The 14,979-nt window shown below is 66.0% G+C and carries 13 protein-coding genes; 6 read left to right on the top strand and 7 right to left on the bottom strand.

What is annotated here, in order from left to right:
• Positions 1 to 236 precede the first annotated feature (236 nt).
• A complete protein-coding gene (locus ACP15W_RS14950; RefSeq protein WP_424933709.1) occupies positions 237 to 560 on the top strand; it encodes a 2Fe-2S iron-sulfur cluster-binding protein in 324 nt (107 codons plus the stop codon).
• A gap of 249 nt (positions 561 to 809) precedes the next feature.
• Entirely contained in the window at positions 810 to 3,146 is a 2,337-nt protein-coding gene (locus tag ACP15W_RS14945; RefSeq protein WP_424933708.1) for a methyl-accepting chemotaxis protein, read from the top strand.
• 96 nt (positions 3,147 to 3,242) lie between these two features.
• Here ACP15W_RS14945 and ACP15W_RS14940 read toward each other — a convergent pair whose 3' ends face one another.
• Complete coding sequence (locus ACP15W_RS14940; protein ID WP_424933707.1) at positions 3,243 to 4,355, bottom strand: OmpA family protein; 1,113 nt, start codon at positions 4,353 to 4,355, stop codon at positions 3,243 to 3,245.
• 273 nt (positions 4,356 to 4,628) lie between these two features.
• Here ACP15W_RS14940 and ACP15W_RS14935 point away from each other — a divergent pair, with 273 nt between their 5' ends.
• Complete coding sequence (locus tag ACP15W_RS14935) at positions 4,629 to 6,458, top strand: caspase family protein (RefSeq protein ID WP_424933706.1); 1,830 nt, start codon at positions 4,629 to 4,631, stop codon at positions 6,456 to 6,458.
• 64 nt (positions 6,459 to 6,522) lie between these two features.
• Positions 6,523 to 7,299, top strand: a complete 777-nt coding sequence (locus ACP15W_RS14930) for an SDR family NAD(P)-dependent oxidoreductase (protein ID WP_424933705.1) — start codon at positions 6,523 to 6,525, stop codon at positions 7,297 to 7,299.
• Between the two features lie 18 nt (positions 7,300 to 7,317).
• Here the strand turns inward: ACP15W_RS14930 and purD are convergent, their stop codons facing one another.
• Both purD and ACP15W_RS14920 read right to left on the bottom strand, forming a co-directional pair.
• Positions 7,318 to 8,565, bottom strand: a complete 1,248-nt coding sequence (gene purD / locus ACP15W_RS14925) for a phosphoribosylamine--glycine ligase (protein ID WP_424933704.1) — start codon at positions 8,563 to 8,565, stop codon at positions 7,318 to 7,320.
• A gap of 111 nt (positions 8,566 to 8,676) precedes the next feature.
• Positions 8,677 to 9,108, bottom strand: coding sequence for an FKBP-type peptidyl-prolyl cis-trans isomerase (locus tag ACP15W_RS14920; protein ID WP_424933703.1), 432 nt, complete (start codon positions 9,106 to 9,108; stop codon positions 8,677 to 8,679).
• A 234-nt stretch (positions 9,109 to 9,342) separates the two neighbouring features.
• Here ACP15W_RS14920 and xseA point away from each other — a divergent pair, with 234 nt between their 5' ends.
• Positions 9,343 to 10,842: an exodeoxyribonuclease VII large subunit gene (gene xseA / locus ACP15W_RS14915; protein WP_424933702.1), complete on the top strand. Its 1,500-nt coding sequence runs from the start codon at positions 9,343 to 9,345 to the stop codon at positions 10,840 to 10,842.
• 261 nt (positions 10,843 to 11,103) lie between these two features.
• Here the strand turns inward: xseA and ACP15W_RS14910 are convergent, their stop codons facing one another.
• A complete protein-coding gene (locus ACP15W_RS14910) occupies positions 11,104 to 11,529 on the bottom strand; it encodes a hypothetical protein (RefSeq protein WP_424933701.1) in 426 nt (141 codons plus the stop codon).
• Positions 11,526 to 11,936 carry a metallopeptidase family protein gene (locus ACP15W_RS14905; protein WP_424933700.1) on the bottom strand — a complete coding sequence of 137 codons (411 nt, stop codon included), beginning with the start codon at positions 11,934 to 11,936 and terminating at the stop codon, positions 11,526 to 11,528. The genes ACP15W_RS14910 and ACP15W_RS14905 overlap by 4 nt, the downstream gene beginning before the upstream one ends.
• Before the next feature lie 121 nt (positions 11,937 to 12,057).
• On the opposite strand from ACP15W_RS14905, the gene gltX reads away from it, so the two are divergent.
• The gene (gene gltX / locus ACP15W_RS14900; protein ID WP_424933699.1) at positions 12,058 to 13,377 is read left to right on the top strand and encodes a glutamate--tRNA ligase; all 1,320 of its coding nucleotides are present in this window, start codon (positions 12,058 to 12,060) and stop codon (positions 13,375 to 13,377) included.
• Between the two features lie 30 nt (positions 13,378 to 13,407).
• Here gltX and ACP15W_RS14895 read toward each other — a convergent pair whose 3' ends face one another.
• Entirely contained in the window at positions 13,408 to 14,619 is a 1,212-nt protein-coding gene (locus tag ACP15W_RS14895) for an HlyD family secretion protein (RefSeq protein WP_424933698.1), read from the bottom strand.
• Complete coding sequence (locus tag ACP15W_RS14890) at positions 14,612 to 14,959, bottom strand: hypothetical protein (protein ID WP_424933697.1); 348 nt, start codon at positions 14,957 to 14,959, stop codon at positions 14,612 to 14,614. The genes ACP15W_RS14895 and ACP15W_RS14890 overlap by 8 nt, the downstream gene beginning before the upstream one ends.
• Positions 14,960 to 14,979: the final 20 nt, after the last annotated feature.

Below are 14,979 nucleotides of genomic sequence, written 5' to 3'. Positions count from 1 at the left end.
GTGTGCGGGCCTGAAAATTCGGTTGAGGACCGTTGCAGAAGCTGCCGTGCGGAAAGCCGAAAACCTGCGCGAAACCCTGTATGGAATCGGTATGGATTCGATATGGAAACCATATGGCTGATTGTATGGCTGACACATCTTCGCCCGAGAGCCGGTCCGAGGTCTGGCGGAGCCTTTCGCGGATGATTAAACCGGACCCGAACACGAAATGCATCCATGCTCCAGGGAAACAGCAAATGGCCAAGATTACCTATATCGAGCACAGTGGGACAAAGCACGAGGTCGATGTCGACGAGGGCATGACCGTCATGGAAGGGGCGCGGGACAACAACATTCCCGGGATCGAGGCCGATTGCGGCGGCGCCTGCGCCTGCTCGACCTGCCATGTCTATGTGGACGAGAAATGGGTCGACCGTCTGCCCGCACCCGATCCGATGGAAGAGGACATGCTCGATTTCGCCTGGCAGCCCGATCCCAAGCGGAGCCGGCTGACCTGCCAGATCAAGGTGACGGAAGACCTGGACGGTCTGGTCGTTCAGATGCCGGAAAAGCAGATCTGAACGGGGCGAGGCCTCGAACCGCCGCGCACTCCCGCGATGGCACCAGAGACGCGTGACGCGCAATCCGGATAGATGACCAAGAATTCGACGCTCCGATCCTTTTCGGGGCGTCTTTCGTTTTGTGAACTCATCACGATTTCTCAATGAAGCGAAAAGTTGCGGATAAAACGCAGACCCCTGCTTCATCAAATCTTTATCCCGATACTTCACGGTCGCGGCGATTTGAGAAAAGGCCCGTAGGTGAGTGCGATGAAAAACTGGTCGATTCAGACACAGATCCGGGCGGGAATGCTCTGTGTCCTCGGGCTACTGGTTTCCCTCGCGACTATCGGGCTGGTCGGAAACTGGCTGGTGGCTGCGGCCTTTTCGGACTACCGCCATACGGCGCACTCCACGGCAGTGACGACCGAGCTGCTGGAAGAGGTTTTCGAGGCGCGGCTCGCCGCCATGAAATATCGCTACAATCCCGACCCGGAGGGGCTCGAGACCCTGGTCGGGGCCGTGGATCTCGTGATGGGCGAAGGCGAGCGGATCGACGAACTGCTCGGGGCGGACAGTGCCGGCGCGGCGGCCTATGCCACGCTCCATGAACAGATGGACGACTATCGCCAGCGAATGGGTCGGGCCGCGGGATTGCAGGAGCGGCGCGAGAAACTGGTTGCGGAAATTTCCAAGCTCGGTCCGACCGCGCGCATGAACGTGACCGAGGTGATGTCCTCTGCGCGGGCCATGGGAAATTCGAGGGCGGGCTATGCCGGAGCAGCCGTGCAGCAGGACCTGCTGCTTGGCCGGTTCTACATGGAGCGGTTTCTCGTCGACAACACGCTGGCAACCCATGAGCGTGCCATGCGGCACCTGACCGCGAGTCTCGACAGGCTGGACCGGTTGCTGTCGGTCGTTGAAGGGTCGGATCGCCACAACCTCATTCTCGAAGCCGACGACATCATCAGCCGCTATATCGAGGTTGCCGACGAGTTGAAGAAGGTGATCCTGTTCCGCAACGCCGAATACGCGGCGATGGACAAGATCGGGCCGGCAGCGGTCGCGGGGCTGGAACACCTGAATGCGGAGCTTGGGGCGGAACGCGACGTGGTGGGCGCGCGTGCGGAAGCACTGGCCTTCTGGTCGCTGATCGCGACGATGATCCTGGGTGTGATCGGGGTGATTGCCGGGGTGCTGGCCTCGCAGAAAATCTCGGGCAGCATCGTGAGGAACATTGCTGCCTCGGTGGGCACCATGTCCGAACTGGCGAACGGAAATCTGAAGGTCGAGGTGGCCGGGACCGAGCGGGAGGACGAGCTTGGGCGCATGGCTCAGGCGCTTGAGGTCTTCAAGGCGCGAGGCCTTGAAGCGGAGCGGCTTCAGGCAGAGAAGGCCAAAGCCGACGCGAAGGCCGAGGAAATGCGCGCCGCGCAGGCCGAAAGGGACGCGGAGGCGGCCCGTGCCCGCGAGGCGCAGATGGCGGCCAAAGCAGAGCAGGCCGAGCGCGAGCGCGAGAAGCTCGCAGAGTTCGAGCGGTTCCAGGTCTCGGTGAGCGAGGTCATCTCGCGCGCGGTCGGGGGCGATTTCACCGGCCATGTGAGCGAGAACAGCTCGGATGATGGGCTGGTGAAGGTTGCCACGGAGATCAACAGGCTGATGGACGAGATCGGCAAGGCGCTCAAGGCGACCAACGAGACGATCCGGGATCTGGCCGAAGGGCTTCTGACGGCGCGGATGGCAGGCGATTACGACGGCGAATTCGCAGCACTGCAGACGAACCTCAACGGATCGCTGGGCACGCTGGAGGATATCGTTCTGCGGATCAGTGCCGCAGGCGCGAATGTCTCGGATCTTTCGGGCGAGGTGCGCAATGCCTCGGATCTTCTGGCCCGCCAGACCGAGAACAATGCCGCGAGCCTCGCGGAAGCGGCGGCCTCGCTGCATCAGCTGACCGAGAGCATTCGAGGTGTGTCCACGAATGTGCAGCAGGCCACGTCCGGGGCCGAGGCCGCGCGCCAGACGGCACTGGAAAGCGGGCAGGTCGCGGAGAATGCGGTCGATGCGATGACCGACATCTCGCAGGCCTCGAACCGCATCACGAGCGCGCTCAAGATCATCGAGGACATCTCCTTCCAGATCAACCTTCTGGCGCTCAATGCCGGGGTCGAGGCCGCGCGGGCCGGCGATGCCGGACGCGGCTTCTCGGTGGTGGCATCGGAAGTGCGGGCGCTGGCGCAGCGGTCTTCCGAGGCGGTGGTGGAAATCTCGCAGGTGGCCTCCGAGAACAGGGCGGTCATCGAGCGCGGGGTCGGGCATGTGACCGAGGCGAAGGCCTCTCAGGAAAAGATCATCGAGAGTGTCCTGTCGATCTCGGGCCAGATGAGCGAGATCGGCCAGGCGATCAACGAACAGACCATCGGGATCGGGGAGATCAACCATGCGGTGGCGGTGCTCGACACCTCCACGCAGGCGAATGCCGCCGCTTTCGAGCAGCTTGCAGCGCTCGGCAACAATCTCGCCGGCGAGGCGCAGGAGCTGGCCGGGGCGATTTCCAATCTCAAGGTCGGCGACGGGTCTGGCGCTTCGCGGGCGCACGCGGCCTGATCGCGCAGCCGCCGGGGCCGGCGGCTTCAGGAAGGAAAACACCCCGGACGGGATGTCCGGGGTGTTTGTCTGTCCGGGCCATGCTCCTCGGGGGGATCAGCCGCCCGTGACGGGGGCGAACTCGATCCGGCGGTTGCGGCCCTTGTTGGCGGCCGTGTCATTGGCGACCACGGGGCGTTCCTCGCCGTAGCCCGTGGCGATGAGCTGGCGTCTCGAGATGCCTTCGTCCACGAGGTAGTTCACCACCGACTGCGCGCGCCGTTCGGAGAGGATCTGGTTGTAGGTCGCATCTCCATCCGAATCAGTGTGGCCCGCGACGAGCACCTGAAGATCGGGGCAGCGGCTGACGATATCGACCACACTGTCGAGCAGCGGGTAGCTCGAGGGCTGCAGATCGGCGCTGGAGAAGGCGAAATAGATGTTCCCGGTGCGCGAGAGGATCTCGAAGCGGCCGACGCAGGCATCGAGCGAGAAGTCGCCCTCGGGTTCCAGCGCAACGGACTGCGGCTCGGGGATCGGATCAGCTTCCTGGATCGGTTCGCTGCCGCTCGGTGCGGCGTCGCTACCGCGGCGGGCGAAGAGGAAGTCGAAGGTCACGGTGGCGGACGGAATGATGGTGATGCCGCCCACGGCTTCCTCGAGCTTGGTGATGTTCTCGGCGAGGCCGAAATCCGTCGCTTCGATCGAGATCGGCACGGCGGAAGCCACGGAGACCTGGTCGTCGTTGAGCATGGTGACGGTGACGAGCGACTGCATCGGGATCTGCACGCCGTGGAGGTCGAAAATGTAGGGGAGATTGATGGTTGTCCGGCGGCTAGCGGGCAGGTCGGCGATCATGTCCTCCGTCAGTTCGAGGCTGATCGTGGCTTCGGGGTAGAGGAACGTCTCGAAGAAGAGGAAGCGCATGCGCACGTTGCGCAGGTCCACCAGGGTATCGACGGAATCGAGGAGCACCTTCACCTCGGCGCTGCCGCTGGGGTCGATTTCGCCGGTGAAGGTGGCGAAGGTGCTCGATTCGACCTTCATGCCGTCCTTGGTGTTCTTGATCGACTGGAAGCGGATGTTGGAGCGGTCCGGGTCGAGATCCCAGCCCGGCGCGAAGGGTGAGGACTGCGCCGCGGCCATGACGGTCGCCGCCAGGAGAATCGCGAGCGTCAGCAGACACCCCAGTATTCGTCTCTCGGACGAATGGTAAACATGAGTGAACACGGCACCCTCCCTGCCTTGGGTCAAAGTCGATACTGCCCCTGAGACTATCATATGAAAAATTGCAGTCGTACGCCAGACTTGCGCGAATCGGAGCTTCCGGCGACATTGTTGGGACCTGAGCGGGGGTGGCTCAACGGGGATTATGATTAATATTCAAGGCTGCTTCGTTCCGACTGGCGCGTTGCACCCGTGGGTGGCAGATTGAGGTTCACTCCGGGCAAGGGGCCGCTTGCGAATATGAGGACTGAGTATGCAGCTTTCGTGGCTAGCCGCATGAGAGACTTGAAGAGCCTGCTAAGCGCGGCGGCGATACTGCTGTGTGCGATGGCGACGGGTGCCGTGGCGCAGGAACGGGTGGCCCTGGTCATCGGGAACGGCGACTATGCCTCCGCGCGGTCGCTGGACGCGCCGGTGCCGGATGCGCAGCTCATGTCGGCGGTGCTGGAGCAGACGGGGTTCGACGTGACGCTGCTCACGGATGCGGATCAATACGCCATGGAGCGGGCCATCTCCGATCTCGGCCAGCGGCTGCGCGATGCGGGCGGGTCGGCGACGGGGCTCTTCTACTACGCCGGGCACGGGTTGCAGCTGAACGGCGAGAACTACCTCGTTCCGGTCGATGCCGACATTCGCGCCGAGGACGAGATCGACATCTACTCGGTGCAGGTGGACCGGGTCTTGCGGGTGCTGCTCTCGTCCCGGAACGAGACCAACATCATCCTGCTCGATGCCAGCCACGAGACGCCGTTTCCGGACCTCGGGCCGCTCGATCCGCAGGGTCTCGCGGAGATCGAAGCGCGCCGGGGCACCTTCGTCGCCTTCTCGGCCTCGCCGGACACGGTCGCCTACGAAGGGATCTACGGCGGCAGTTTTGCCAAGACCGGCGCCTTCGCGGAATCGCTCGCCGAAGCCATGTCCTGGGAGGGGCGCTCGATCGAGGGCATGTTCCTCGACGTGCGCAACTCGGTCCTTCAGGCCTCGGGCGGGAGCCAGATCCCCTGGCGCGATTCGAGGCTCGAGGGTGATTTCTTCTTCCTGCCCGGCGAGCCGCCGGCTGAACCCGAGCCGGAGGTCGTCAGCCAGGCGAACGAGACGCTGGCGCGGCAACTCTGGGAAACGATGGCCTCGACAGCGGGGCCGGTTCAGATCATCGGCTTCCTGCGCAATCACCCGAATACGGAAGTGAGCGACGAGGCGCGCATGGCGCTGATGAAATCGCTGGGTGCAGAGCTCACGCCACCCGAACCCGGCAACGACCCGACCGAAGGAATGGATGCCTCGCCCACGGAAACGGATTTCTTCCGCCGCGCGCAGGCCTCGGGGTCGATCGAGAGCTACAAGAGTTATCTCGGAACCTTCCCGGACGCGGTGTTCGCGGACCTTGCCTACCGCGAGATTGCGGCCCAGCAGCTCTGGAGCAACGTGCGCAGCAGCGGCGATCCGGTGCAGGTGATCATGTTCCTGCGCAGCTACCCGGATTCGTCGGTTGGCGACGATGCCCGCGGCTGGCTGGAAGCCTGGCTTGATGACGAGGTCGTCGCCCAGGTTGATGGTAGCGACGCGGCGGTGGACGGGAGCCCGCAGGTCAGCGAGAGCGACTATTTCCGCCGGGCGCAGGCCTCGGGCTCGATCGAGGATTACGAGGCCTATCTGGCGGAATTTCCCAACGGGGTCTTCGTCGAGATCGCGCTGGCCGAGATCCGCGCGCTCGAGGATGCGGGCCAGCCTTCGGCACCGGCCGAACCGGAGGCCGAGGTTGCGGCGGCAACACCGCAACCCGCGACGCCCGCGCCTGTGCAGGGCGGGCAAGGCGGAAAGGTTCTGTTCGATCAGCCACTTTCCCGCGGAGAGCCGCAGGTCGATGGGCGCTCGATCGCGCAGATCATCGAGGGTTCGCCGCAATACCCGCCCATCGAGGGGCTTCCGGAGGTGGTCTGGAAAGAGAAGACATGCAGCGATTGCCATCAGTGGAATCGCGAGCGGCTCTGCGAGCAGGCCAATACCTACCTCACCGATATCGGCCGCTTCGCGCTAGACAAGCAGCATCCGATGGACGGCTTCAAGCAGGTGCTGGCCGATTGGGCCGACGGGGGCTGCGAGTAGCGCGGGCACCCGGAGGACCGGCCCATAGCTCGACGTGCGTCAGGGTGCGGATGTGTCCTGAAAGTTGGTAAGACATCGGGGGATTGGGGCGCTGCTCAAGGACCGGAACATTCTTGTCACCGGTGCCACGGGTGGGATCGGTCGTGCGATCACGGCCCGGATCGCGGATCTGGGCGGGCACCCGATCATTCACTTCAGGCGCAACAGGGCGGAGGCCGAACGCCTGCTCCAACGGATCGGCGGGCGCGGCACGCTGTTGCAAGCGGATCTGGCGGTGCCGGAGGGTGCGACGCAGCTCTGGTTGCAGGCAGAGGCCGCCCTCGGCCATATCCATGGGCTGGTGAACAATGCGGGCATCCGCGCAACCGCGCGGCTCTCGGACGATTTGGCGGCGTGGGCGGCGGCCTGGGAGGTCGATCTTCGGGTGAACCTGCGCGCGCCTGCGGACCTCTGCCGTATGGCGATCCCGCATTTCCGTGCACGGGGCGGAGGGCAGATCGTCAACATTGCGTCCCGTGCGGCGCAGAGGGGCTATACTCCGGATCACATGCCCTATGGGGCTTCCAAGGCCGGGCTGGTGAACCTGACCAAGTCCATCGCGCGTGCATACGGTGCCGACGGTATCGTGGCCGTCGCCGTTGCGCCCGGCTTCGTGCGAACCGAGATGGCGGAGGCGTTCATCCGGGAGAAGGGGGAAGCCGCCGTTCTGGGAGAGATTCCCATCGGTGCCATGGTCGAGCCGCAGGAGATTGCCGATATCGTCTGCCTTGCGCTCGATCCGGCCCAGCGCTCCCTGAGTGGGGCGACGCTCGATGTGAACGGCGCCAGCCATGTCAGGTGAGCGGCGTTGGCGCGCCGATCAGAGGGCGCGCCAGCCGATATCGCGGCGATAGAAGCCGCCGGGCCAGTCGATCTGCTCGATGGTGGTGTAGGCGAGATCGCGGGCTTCCTGGAGGTTGGCTGCACGCGCGGTGATGTTGAGCACGCGCCCGCCATTGGAAGTGAGGCCGCTTTCGCCCGCCTTGGTGCCGGCGTGGAAGATCTTGATCCGGGGATCGTCGGTTTCGGGCAGGGAGATCGCCTCGCCCTTGGCGTAGCTGCCCGGATAGCCCTTGGCCGCCATCACCACCGTCATCGCGTGATCGTCGGCGAAGCTCACCTTGTAGCCGGCGAGTTCGCCGGACGCGCAGGCGAGGCAGGCATCGAGAAGCTGCGCGCCGAGGCGCATGGCAAGCACCTGGGCTTCCGGGTCGCCCAGGCGGACATTGTATTCCACCAGCCGGGGCGCGCCCGCCTCGATCATCAGTCCGGCATAGAGGATGCCCTGGAACGGGGTGCCGCGCTTGGCCATTTCCGCGAGCGTCGGGCGAATGATCTCCGCGATGGCGCGCTCGGTCACTTCGTCGGTCATGATCGGAGCGGGGGAATAGGCGCCCATGCCGCCGGTGTTGGGGCCCTTGTCGCCGTCGAAGGCGCGCTTGTGGTCCTGCGCGGTGCCGATGTTGATGAAGTCCGTGCCGTTGGCGAGGATGAAGAGGCTCGCTTCCTCGCCGGTCATCATTTCCTCGATCACCACGCGGGCGCCGATGCCTTCCGCGAAGATGGCCTCGAGCGCTTCGAGCGCCTGCGCCTCGGTTTCGGCCACGGTGACGCCCTTGCCTGCGGCGAGCCCGTCGGCCTTGATCACGATGGGCGCGCCTTCAGCCTTCACATAGGCTCGGGCGGCGTCGGGGTCAGTGAAGGTCTGGCTCGCGGCGGTGGGGGCCCCGCAGGCGGCGCAGATGTCCTTGGTGAAGGCTTTCGAGGCTTCGAGCCGGGCGGCTTCGCGCCCCGGCCCCAGGGTGAGCATTCCGCCTTCGCGCAGGTCGTCCGCGAGGCCCTCGGCCAGCGGGGCCTCGGGGCCTACGGCCACGAACTCGATCTCGTGTTCGGCACAGAAGGCCAGCACCTTGGCGCTGTCGAGCACGTCGAGCGCGGTGATCTCGGCATCCTCGGCAATGCCGGCATTGCCCGGCGCGCAGAAGATCCGGTCGGCCTTGGGATTCTGTGCGAAGGCCCAGGCCATGGCATGCTCGCGGCCGCCGCCGCCGATGATCAGGATGTTCATGGGCCTGGCCCTCGCTGTGGTTCCTTGGTCGCGAGGCGTTCTAGATCAATGCGGGACGGGATTGAATGTCAAAATGCGGCGGACCGCCCGCACGGTCCGCCCCTATGCGCGTCAGGCGATTTCGAGGAGCGTGACGTCGAAGGTCAGCGTCTTGCCCGCGAGGGGATGATTCGCGTCGAGTTCGATGTGGTTCTCGGATTCGCCCGACACGGTGACGGTCAGCTGCTGGCCGTCCCGCGTCTGCACGTTGAGCTGCGTGCCGACGGTCGTGGGAATGTCATCGGGAATGGCCTCGCGCGGGACGCTCTGGACCTGGGTGCCATCGTGGGCCCCGTATGCCGCTTCGGGCGGAATGGTGACCTCGCGGGTCTCGCCGATCTCCATGCCGACGACGCCCTCGTCGAGGCCGGGGATGATCTCGCCGCTTCCGACGGTGAACTCGAGCGGGCCACGGCCCTCAGACTTGTCGAAGATCGTGCCGTTCTCGAGCCGGCCGGTGTAGTGGATGCTGAGCTTGTCTCCGGCTTTCGCGGATTGGGTCATGATGTCATCCTGTCGTTTGGGAGGGGAATTTTGGCCGCGCTCGGGCAGATCTCCGGCAACCGGGATGCGGTGCGGCGTGCGATACCCTGGAGGTGCGGCCAGACATTGGGGGAGGCTAGCAAGCTTCCGCGCGCTTCGCAAACAGGTCTCCGGTGGCGGCGGGCGGCGAGGCCGCTTGGCCTCGGGCGTGGCGGCTTCTATGGTGTGCGCCTGACGGGCGCAAGCGAGAGGATCATGGAGCTTTTCGAGGAAGCTGCCGAGGGCGGAAATACACCGGAATTCAGCGTCTCCGAGCTGTCGGGCGCGGTAAAGCGGGTGATCGAGGGCGAATTCGGCCATGTCCGGGTGCGGGGCGAGCTGGGGCGCGTGTCGCGGCCGCGCTCGGGGCATGTCTATCTCGACCTGAAGGACGATCGCGCTGTTCTGAACGGGGTGATCTGGAAGGGTGTGGTTCGGGGGCTGGAGGTGCAGCCCGAGGAGGGGATGGAGGTGATCGCCACCGGGCGGCTCACCACCTTCCCGGGCAATTCGCGCTACCAGATCGTGATCGAGCATCTCGCGCCTGCGGGTGTCGGCGCGCTGATGGCGATGCTCGAGAAGCGCAAGAAGGCGCTGGAGGCCGAGGGGCTCTTCAGGCCCGACCGCAAGCGGCCGCTGCCGTTCCTGCCGGAGGTGATCGGAGTGGTGACCTCGCCCTCTGGGGCGGTGATCCGGGACATCCTGCATCGGTTGGCAGACCGGTTTCCGCGCCGGGTGCTGCTCTGGCCGGTGCCGGTGCAGGGGGAGAAATGCGCGGCATCCGTCGCGGCGGCGATCCAGGGCTTCAACGCATTGCCCAAGGGGGGCGCGATGCCACGGCCCGATGTGCTGATCGTGGCGCGCGGCGGCGGAAGTGTCGAGGATCTCTGGGGGTTCAACGACGAGGCCGTGGTGCGCGCGGTGGCGGCGAGCGACATTCCGGTGATCTCCGCCGTCGGGCACGAGACCGACACGACGCTGATCGACCTGGTGGCCGATCAGCGGGCACCGACCCCGACGGCTGCGGCGGAGATGGCGGTTCCGGTGCGGCTCGAACTGCTCACGACGCTCTCGAGCCTTGAGGAGCGCAGGCGGGGTGCGATGGCGCGCGGGCTCATGCTGCGTGGCCAGAGGCTGAGGGATGTGGCGCGCGCACTGCCCCGGCCCGAGGCGCTGGTGGCCGAGCGCGCCCAGAGGCTCGACGGGCTTTCGTTGCGACTGCCGCGGGCGCTTGTGGCGCTGGTGCGGGACCGGGATCTGCAGCTGAGCCGGGGCCCGGCGGGACGGTTCGGGCCGCAGCTTCTGGCGCAGGGTGTCGAGCGGCAGCGGCAGAGGCTTATGCGGGCCGAGGCGGGCTTGCGACCGCAGGTGATGGCCAGCCTGCTGGAGCGGCTGAGCGAAAGGCTGGGCACGCGCGCAGAACGGCTGGGCCGCGCGGGCGAGCAGTATGTGAAGGCACAACGCGGGCGCTACGACGTGCTGGCACGGACCCTGGCGACGCTCGGGCCGCAATCGGTGCTGGCACGGGGCTTTGCCATCGTGCGTGACGGAGACGGGGCCGTGCTGACGGGCGCGGGGCCGGCGGAAGGGGCGGCGGCGCTCGAGATCGAGTTCGCCGATGGCCGGATCAGGGCCGTGCCCGATGGTGGCGACCCGGCACCGCGCAAACGGGCCACACGGAAGAAGAAGGAACCGGAGCAGGGGACGCTCTTCTAGACCGGGCTGAGGGGAAAAGACTTGGCCAGAAAGACATCGCTTACGTTGGGAAACCTGACGGAGCTCGGCTCTGGAGCGGGCCAAAAGCTTCATGGACTGGGACAAGGCGCGCGCCAGGGCGCTCGAAATGGGCGACTATGAGGCAATGCAGTAGGGTGAGGCCCGGCTGGCGCATGGTCGCAAGCACGGGTTCTGGGAGAGGGTCGAGCCGTATTCCTGAGCCACGCCGCATGGGCGTGCGCCGCGCAGGCTCCGGCGTTCTCAGCTTCCCACGCGCGGACCGGGGCAGGGTAGCGGATCGCTGTCGCGGCTGGTGAGGGTGGCGACGCTGCCGGTGGGCGTGCCGTTCATGAAGAGCTGGACGGCGAGGCCGTTGCCATACTGGAGCACACGCCAGCATTGCGGATCGGGCGAGGATTCGTAGGTGAAGCAGATCAGGCCGTTGGCCTCGTACCACTGTCCGTATTCGCAGGTGCCGTCGGAATACTGCCAGAGCGAGCGGCGGCCGGAGAAGAACTGTTCGGCGCCGAAGAAGCGGCCGTTCTGCTCGAAGCGCAGGGTCTGACCTTCAGCAAATTCCTCGAATTCCTCCCCGGAAAGAACGCCTGCCCGCGTCGCATCAAGCGCGCGTGTTTCGACCGGGGCGAGCGCGGCGAGGAGCAAGACCGAAAGGAGGGCGCGGATCATTGCGTCCAGTCATCCACGGCCATGATGTCGTCGTCCGACCAGCCGAGCTGATGGGCGATTTCATGGACGAGGACATGGGAGACGAGCCGGTCGAGGCCCACATCGCCGCGCATGGCCCATTCCTCGAGGATCGGGCGGCGGAAGAGCCAGACGATATTCGGCTGCAACGGCTGGGACATCACCGATTTTTCCGTGGCGGGTTCGCCTTCGAAGAGGCCGGTAAGCTCGAACGGATCCTCGATGCCGAGTTCGACCAGCATGCCCTCGTCGGCGAAATCCTCCACGCGGATCGCCAGCCCCTCGCAGGCCTTGCGGACCGCAGGCGGCAGGTTGAGGTAGGCCCATTCGGCCATGGCCTCGAAATCCTCGAGCGAGGGGGCGGGACGGGTGAGGCGTTCGGGGATCAATTCGCAGGTCCTCCAGGCATCGGTCCGACGGGATCTCCGGTTGGAAACGCCCCGGTCCACGAATGAGGGGCTTTTGGCGGCGGCTGGGAGGCATTAAGGACACATCTCGAAGGAGATTTCCATGGTTACGACGCGATTTGCGCCCTCGCCGACGGGCTATCTGCATGTGGGGAACCTGCGCACGGCGCTGATGAACTGGCTCATCGCGCGCAAGGCGGGCGGGCGATTCCTGCTTCGGCTCGACGATACCGATCCGGAACGGTCGAAAAAGGAATATGCCGACGCCATTGCCGAGGATCTCGAGTGGCTCGGGCTCGGCTGGGATGCGGTGTTCCACCAGTCCGAGCGGCTCGACCGCTATGCCGCTGCCGCGGACGCGCTGCGCAAGAGCGGGCGGCTCTACGAGTGTTTCGAGACGCCGGCAGAGCTTGAACTCAAGCGGCGCACGCAGCTCGCGGCCGGAAAACCGCCGGTTTACGACCGCGCGGCGCTGAACCTGCCCGAAGCTGACAGGAAGCGGCTTCGGACCGAGCGCACCCCGCATTGGCGCTTCAAGCTCGATCGGGAGCGGATCGTCTGGGCGGATGGCATTCTGGGCGAGGTGTCCATCGATGCCGCGAGCGTTTCGGACCCGGTGCTGATCCGTGGCGACGGGCAGGTGCTCTACACGCTGGCGAGCGTCGTCGACGACATGGAGATGGAGGTCACGGATATCGTGCGCGGCTCCGATCATGTCACGAACACCGCGACACAGATCCAGATCATCCAGGCGCTGGGCGGAGAGCCGCCGCGATTCGCGCATCATTCGCTGCTGACGGGTGCCGGGGGAGAGGCGCTCTCGAAGCGGCTCGGCACGCTCGCCCTTCGGGATCTGCGCGCGCAGGGTGTGGAGCCCATGGCGCTCCTGTCGCTGCTTGCGCGGCTCGGGTCCAGCGATCCGGTGGAACTGCGCCAGGATCTCGGGGCGCTGGCCGAGGGCTTCGAGATCGGCAGTTTCGGGGCGGCGCCCACGAAGTTCAATCCCGATGATCTCGGGCCCCTGAGTGCGAGGTTCCTCCACGGGGTGCCACTGGAGGCGGTGGCGGGTGATCTCGCGGCCATCGGCGTGCCCGACGATCAGGCGGTCGAGTTCTGGGCGGCGATTTCGGGCAATGTCGCGACGCGGGCCGAGATCGCGGAGTGGTGGCGGATCTGCACGGGCGAGGTAGCCCCCGAGATCGCGGACGAGGATGCGGATTTCGTGGCCCGGGCGCTTGAGATGCTGCCCGAGCGGCCCTGGGGGCCCGGCACCTGGAAGGCCTGGACCGATGCGGTGAAGGCGGAGACGGGCCGGAAGGGGCGCGCGCTCTTCATGCCGCTGAGAAAGGCCCTGACAGGCCGCGCACATGGCCCGGACATGGGAGATCTGATGCCACTTCTGCGGCAGCAGGGGCAGGGCTGACGCGAGGTCGGCCCCGCCGGGCGGGAGGGGTCAGCCCTCCCCGCCGAGGCCTGCGCCGGTTGCGAGCATGACCCAGACCTTCATACGCATGATGATGGCCTTTTCGAGCGCCCAGGCCTCGATCACCTCGCCCAGTGCGGTGTCGGCGAGGCCACCCCGAATTTTGGTCGTGTAGGCCTGCACGAGGCAGCGGCTGCCGTTCACGAGGAGGTCCTGCTGCTCGGGGTGTTCGAGCCGCAGGTGGACCACGACATCACCCTTACCCATGCGCTCGGAGGGCTGGATCAGCGTGCCGGTGGGGACGATCTGGCCGGTGGCGATCGAATCCTGGATACGGACCACGCGCGCGGGCAGGACGGAATTGTGCATTCCGTTGTTGATGTTGCTCTGGCAGGCGACCTCGGCGGGCATCCCCACATGCAGGACCGAGCGGTTGACCTGGGTGAAGCCCGCGACGATCTCGGCCGGGTCGTCCTCCTCGCGGTCGGGCACGATGACCATGGCGGGGCGAAGCGCGATCTGGGCGGCGCGGTCGCCCACATTGAGCGTGACCTGCTCCACGCGGCCCGAGACCGGTGCGAGAATGCGGGTCTTTTCCAGTTCGACCTGCTTCTCACGCAGGGTCGCCTCGGCGGTCAGGAGTGCCGTGGGAGCGACCTGCTGGGCTTCGAGCTCGGCGGTGGCGAGGGCTGTCCGGGCCTGTCCGAGTTGGGCGGTGCGCTCGCGCTGGATGTCGAGCGTGCGTTGGTAGCGGTCCTGGGCGAAGGCGGGTGAGTTTTCGGCGCGGAGCTGCTCCTCGTCGTCGAGGTCGATATTGGCGTCGTCGAGCTGGGCTTCGGCCAGTGCCACGGCGTATTCCGCCGCCTCGACCTGGAGCATCGCCACCTGGACCTGTTCGCGGGCCTCGTCGACCCGGCTCTGGGCCACGGCAACGGCGGCCGCTTCGCTGGAATTGTCCACGGTGAAGAGCAGGTCGCCGGGCTCGACCCGCTGGCCCGCGGTCACGTGCAGGCTGGTGACGGTGCCGCTGCGCTCGGCCACGATGGGCACGATGCGAAAGGGCACGATCCCGGAATGGGTGTCGGGGTGGTAGTATTCGATGGTGAAGATCAGGGCGAGAAACAGCAGGAACCAGACGAAGACCGCCCGGTGGACATTGTAGACTGTGATCGCCTTCTTGCGGAATCGCAGCCAGAGGATGCGGACGATGAGCGGGAAGCTGGTGAGGAGAAGCTCAATCACCGGAGGTCCTCCGCGATTCGGCCATCCAGAGCACGAGGTCGCGCGCCGCCGCCGCGGCGATCAGCGACAGGGGCAGGAAGATGCTGACGCCTTCGAGCGGCGGCAGCAGGTCATAGGCGAGACCCACGGTGAGCATGGTTGGCACGGTCGTTCGCAGCGGGCTCAGCTCGCCCTTGCGCTCGGCGTAGCGGTCGAACACCGCGTAGAGGTAGATCACGAGAAAGACAACGAGAAGGAGCGCGATCAGCCCGTAGATAGCGAAGGTGTCGGTGGTGCCGGGATCGACCCAGGACAGGGGCGCCGGGTCCGGCGCCGCAGTTTGCGTCTCGGTGGTGCTCATGTTGGTTCCGTCTGGTGGCT

The organism is Amaricoccus macauensis (assembly GCF_049800915.1).
GTDB classification, from domain to species: domain Bacteria; phylum Pseudomonadota; class Alphaproteobacteria; order Rhodobacterales; family Rhodobacteraceae; genus Amaricoccus; species Amaricoccus macauensis_A.
Note: the sequence above shows the minus strand (reverse complement) of the source record. Positions and strands in the feature narration are given on the sequence as shown.

What these genes read in the sequence shown, in the direction of transcription:
- ACP15W_RS14950 (WP_424933709.1), top strand. Translation starts at nt 237, where the DNA reads ATGGCCAAGATTACCTATATCGAGCACAGTGGGACAAAGCACGAGGTC.
- ACP15W_RS14945 (WP_424933708.1), top strand. Translation starts at nt 810, where the DNA reads ATGAAAAACTGGTCGATTCAGACACAGATCCGGGCGGGAATGCTCTGT.
- ACP15W_RS14935 (WP_424933706.1), top strand. Translation starts at nt 4,629, where the DNA reads ATGAGAGACTTGAAGAGCCTGCTAAGCGCGGCGGCGATACTGCTGTGT.
- purD (WP_424933704.1), bottom strand. Translation starts at nt 8,565, where the DNA reads ATGAACATCCTGATCATCGGCGGCGGCGGCCGCGAGCATGCCATGGCC.
- ACP15W_RS14920 (WP_424933703.1), bottom strand. Translation starts at nt 9,108, where the DNA reads ATGACCCAATCCGCGAAAGCCGGAGACAAGCTCAGCATCCACTACACC.
- xseA (WP_424933702.1), top strand. Translation starts at nt 9,343, where the DNA reads ATGGAGCTTTTCGAGGAAGCTGCCGAGGGCGGAAATACACCGGAATTC.
- ACP15W_RS14910 (WP_424933701.1), bottom strand. Translation starts at nt 11,529, where the DNA reads ATGATCCGCGCCCTCCTTTCGGTCTTGCTCCTCGCCGCGCTCGCCCCG.
- gltX (WP_424933699.1), top strand. Translation starts at nt 12,058, where the DNA reads ATGGTTACGACGCGATTTGCGCCCTCGCCGACGGGCTATCTGCATGTG.
- ACP15W_RS14890 (WP_424933697.1), bottom strand. Translation starts at nt 14,959, where the DNA reads ATGAGCACCACCGAGACGCAAACTGCGGCGCCGGACCCGGCGCCCCTG.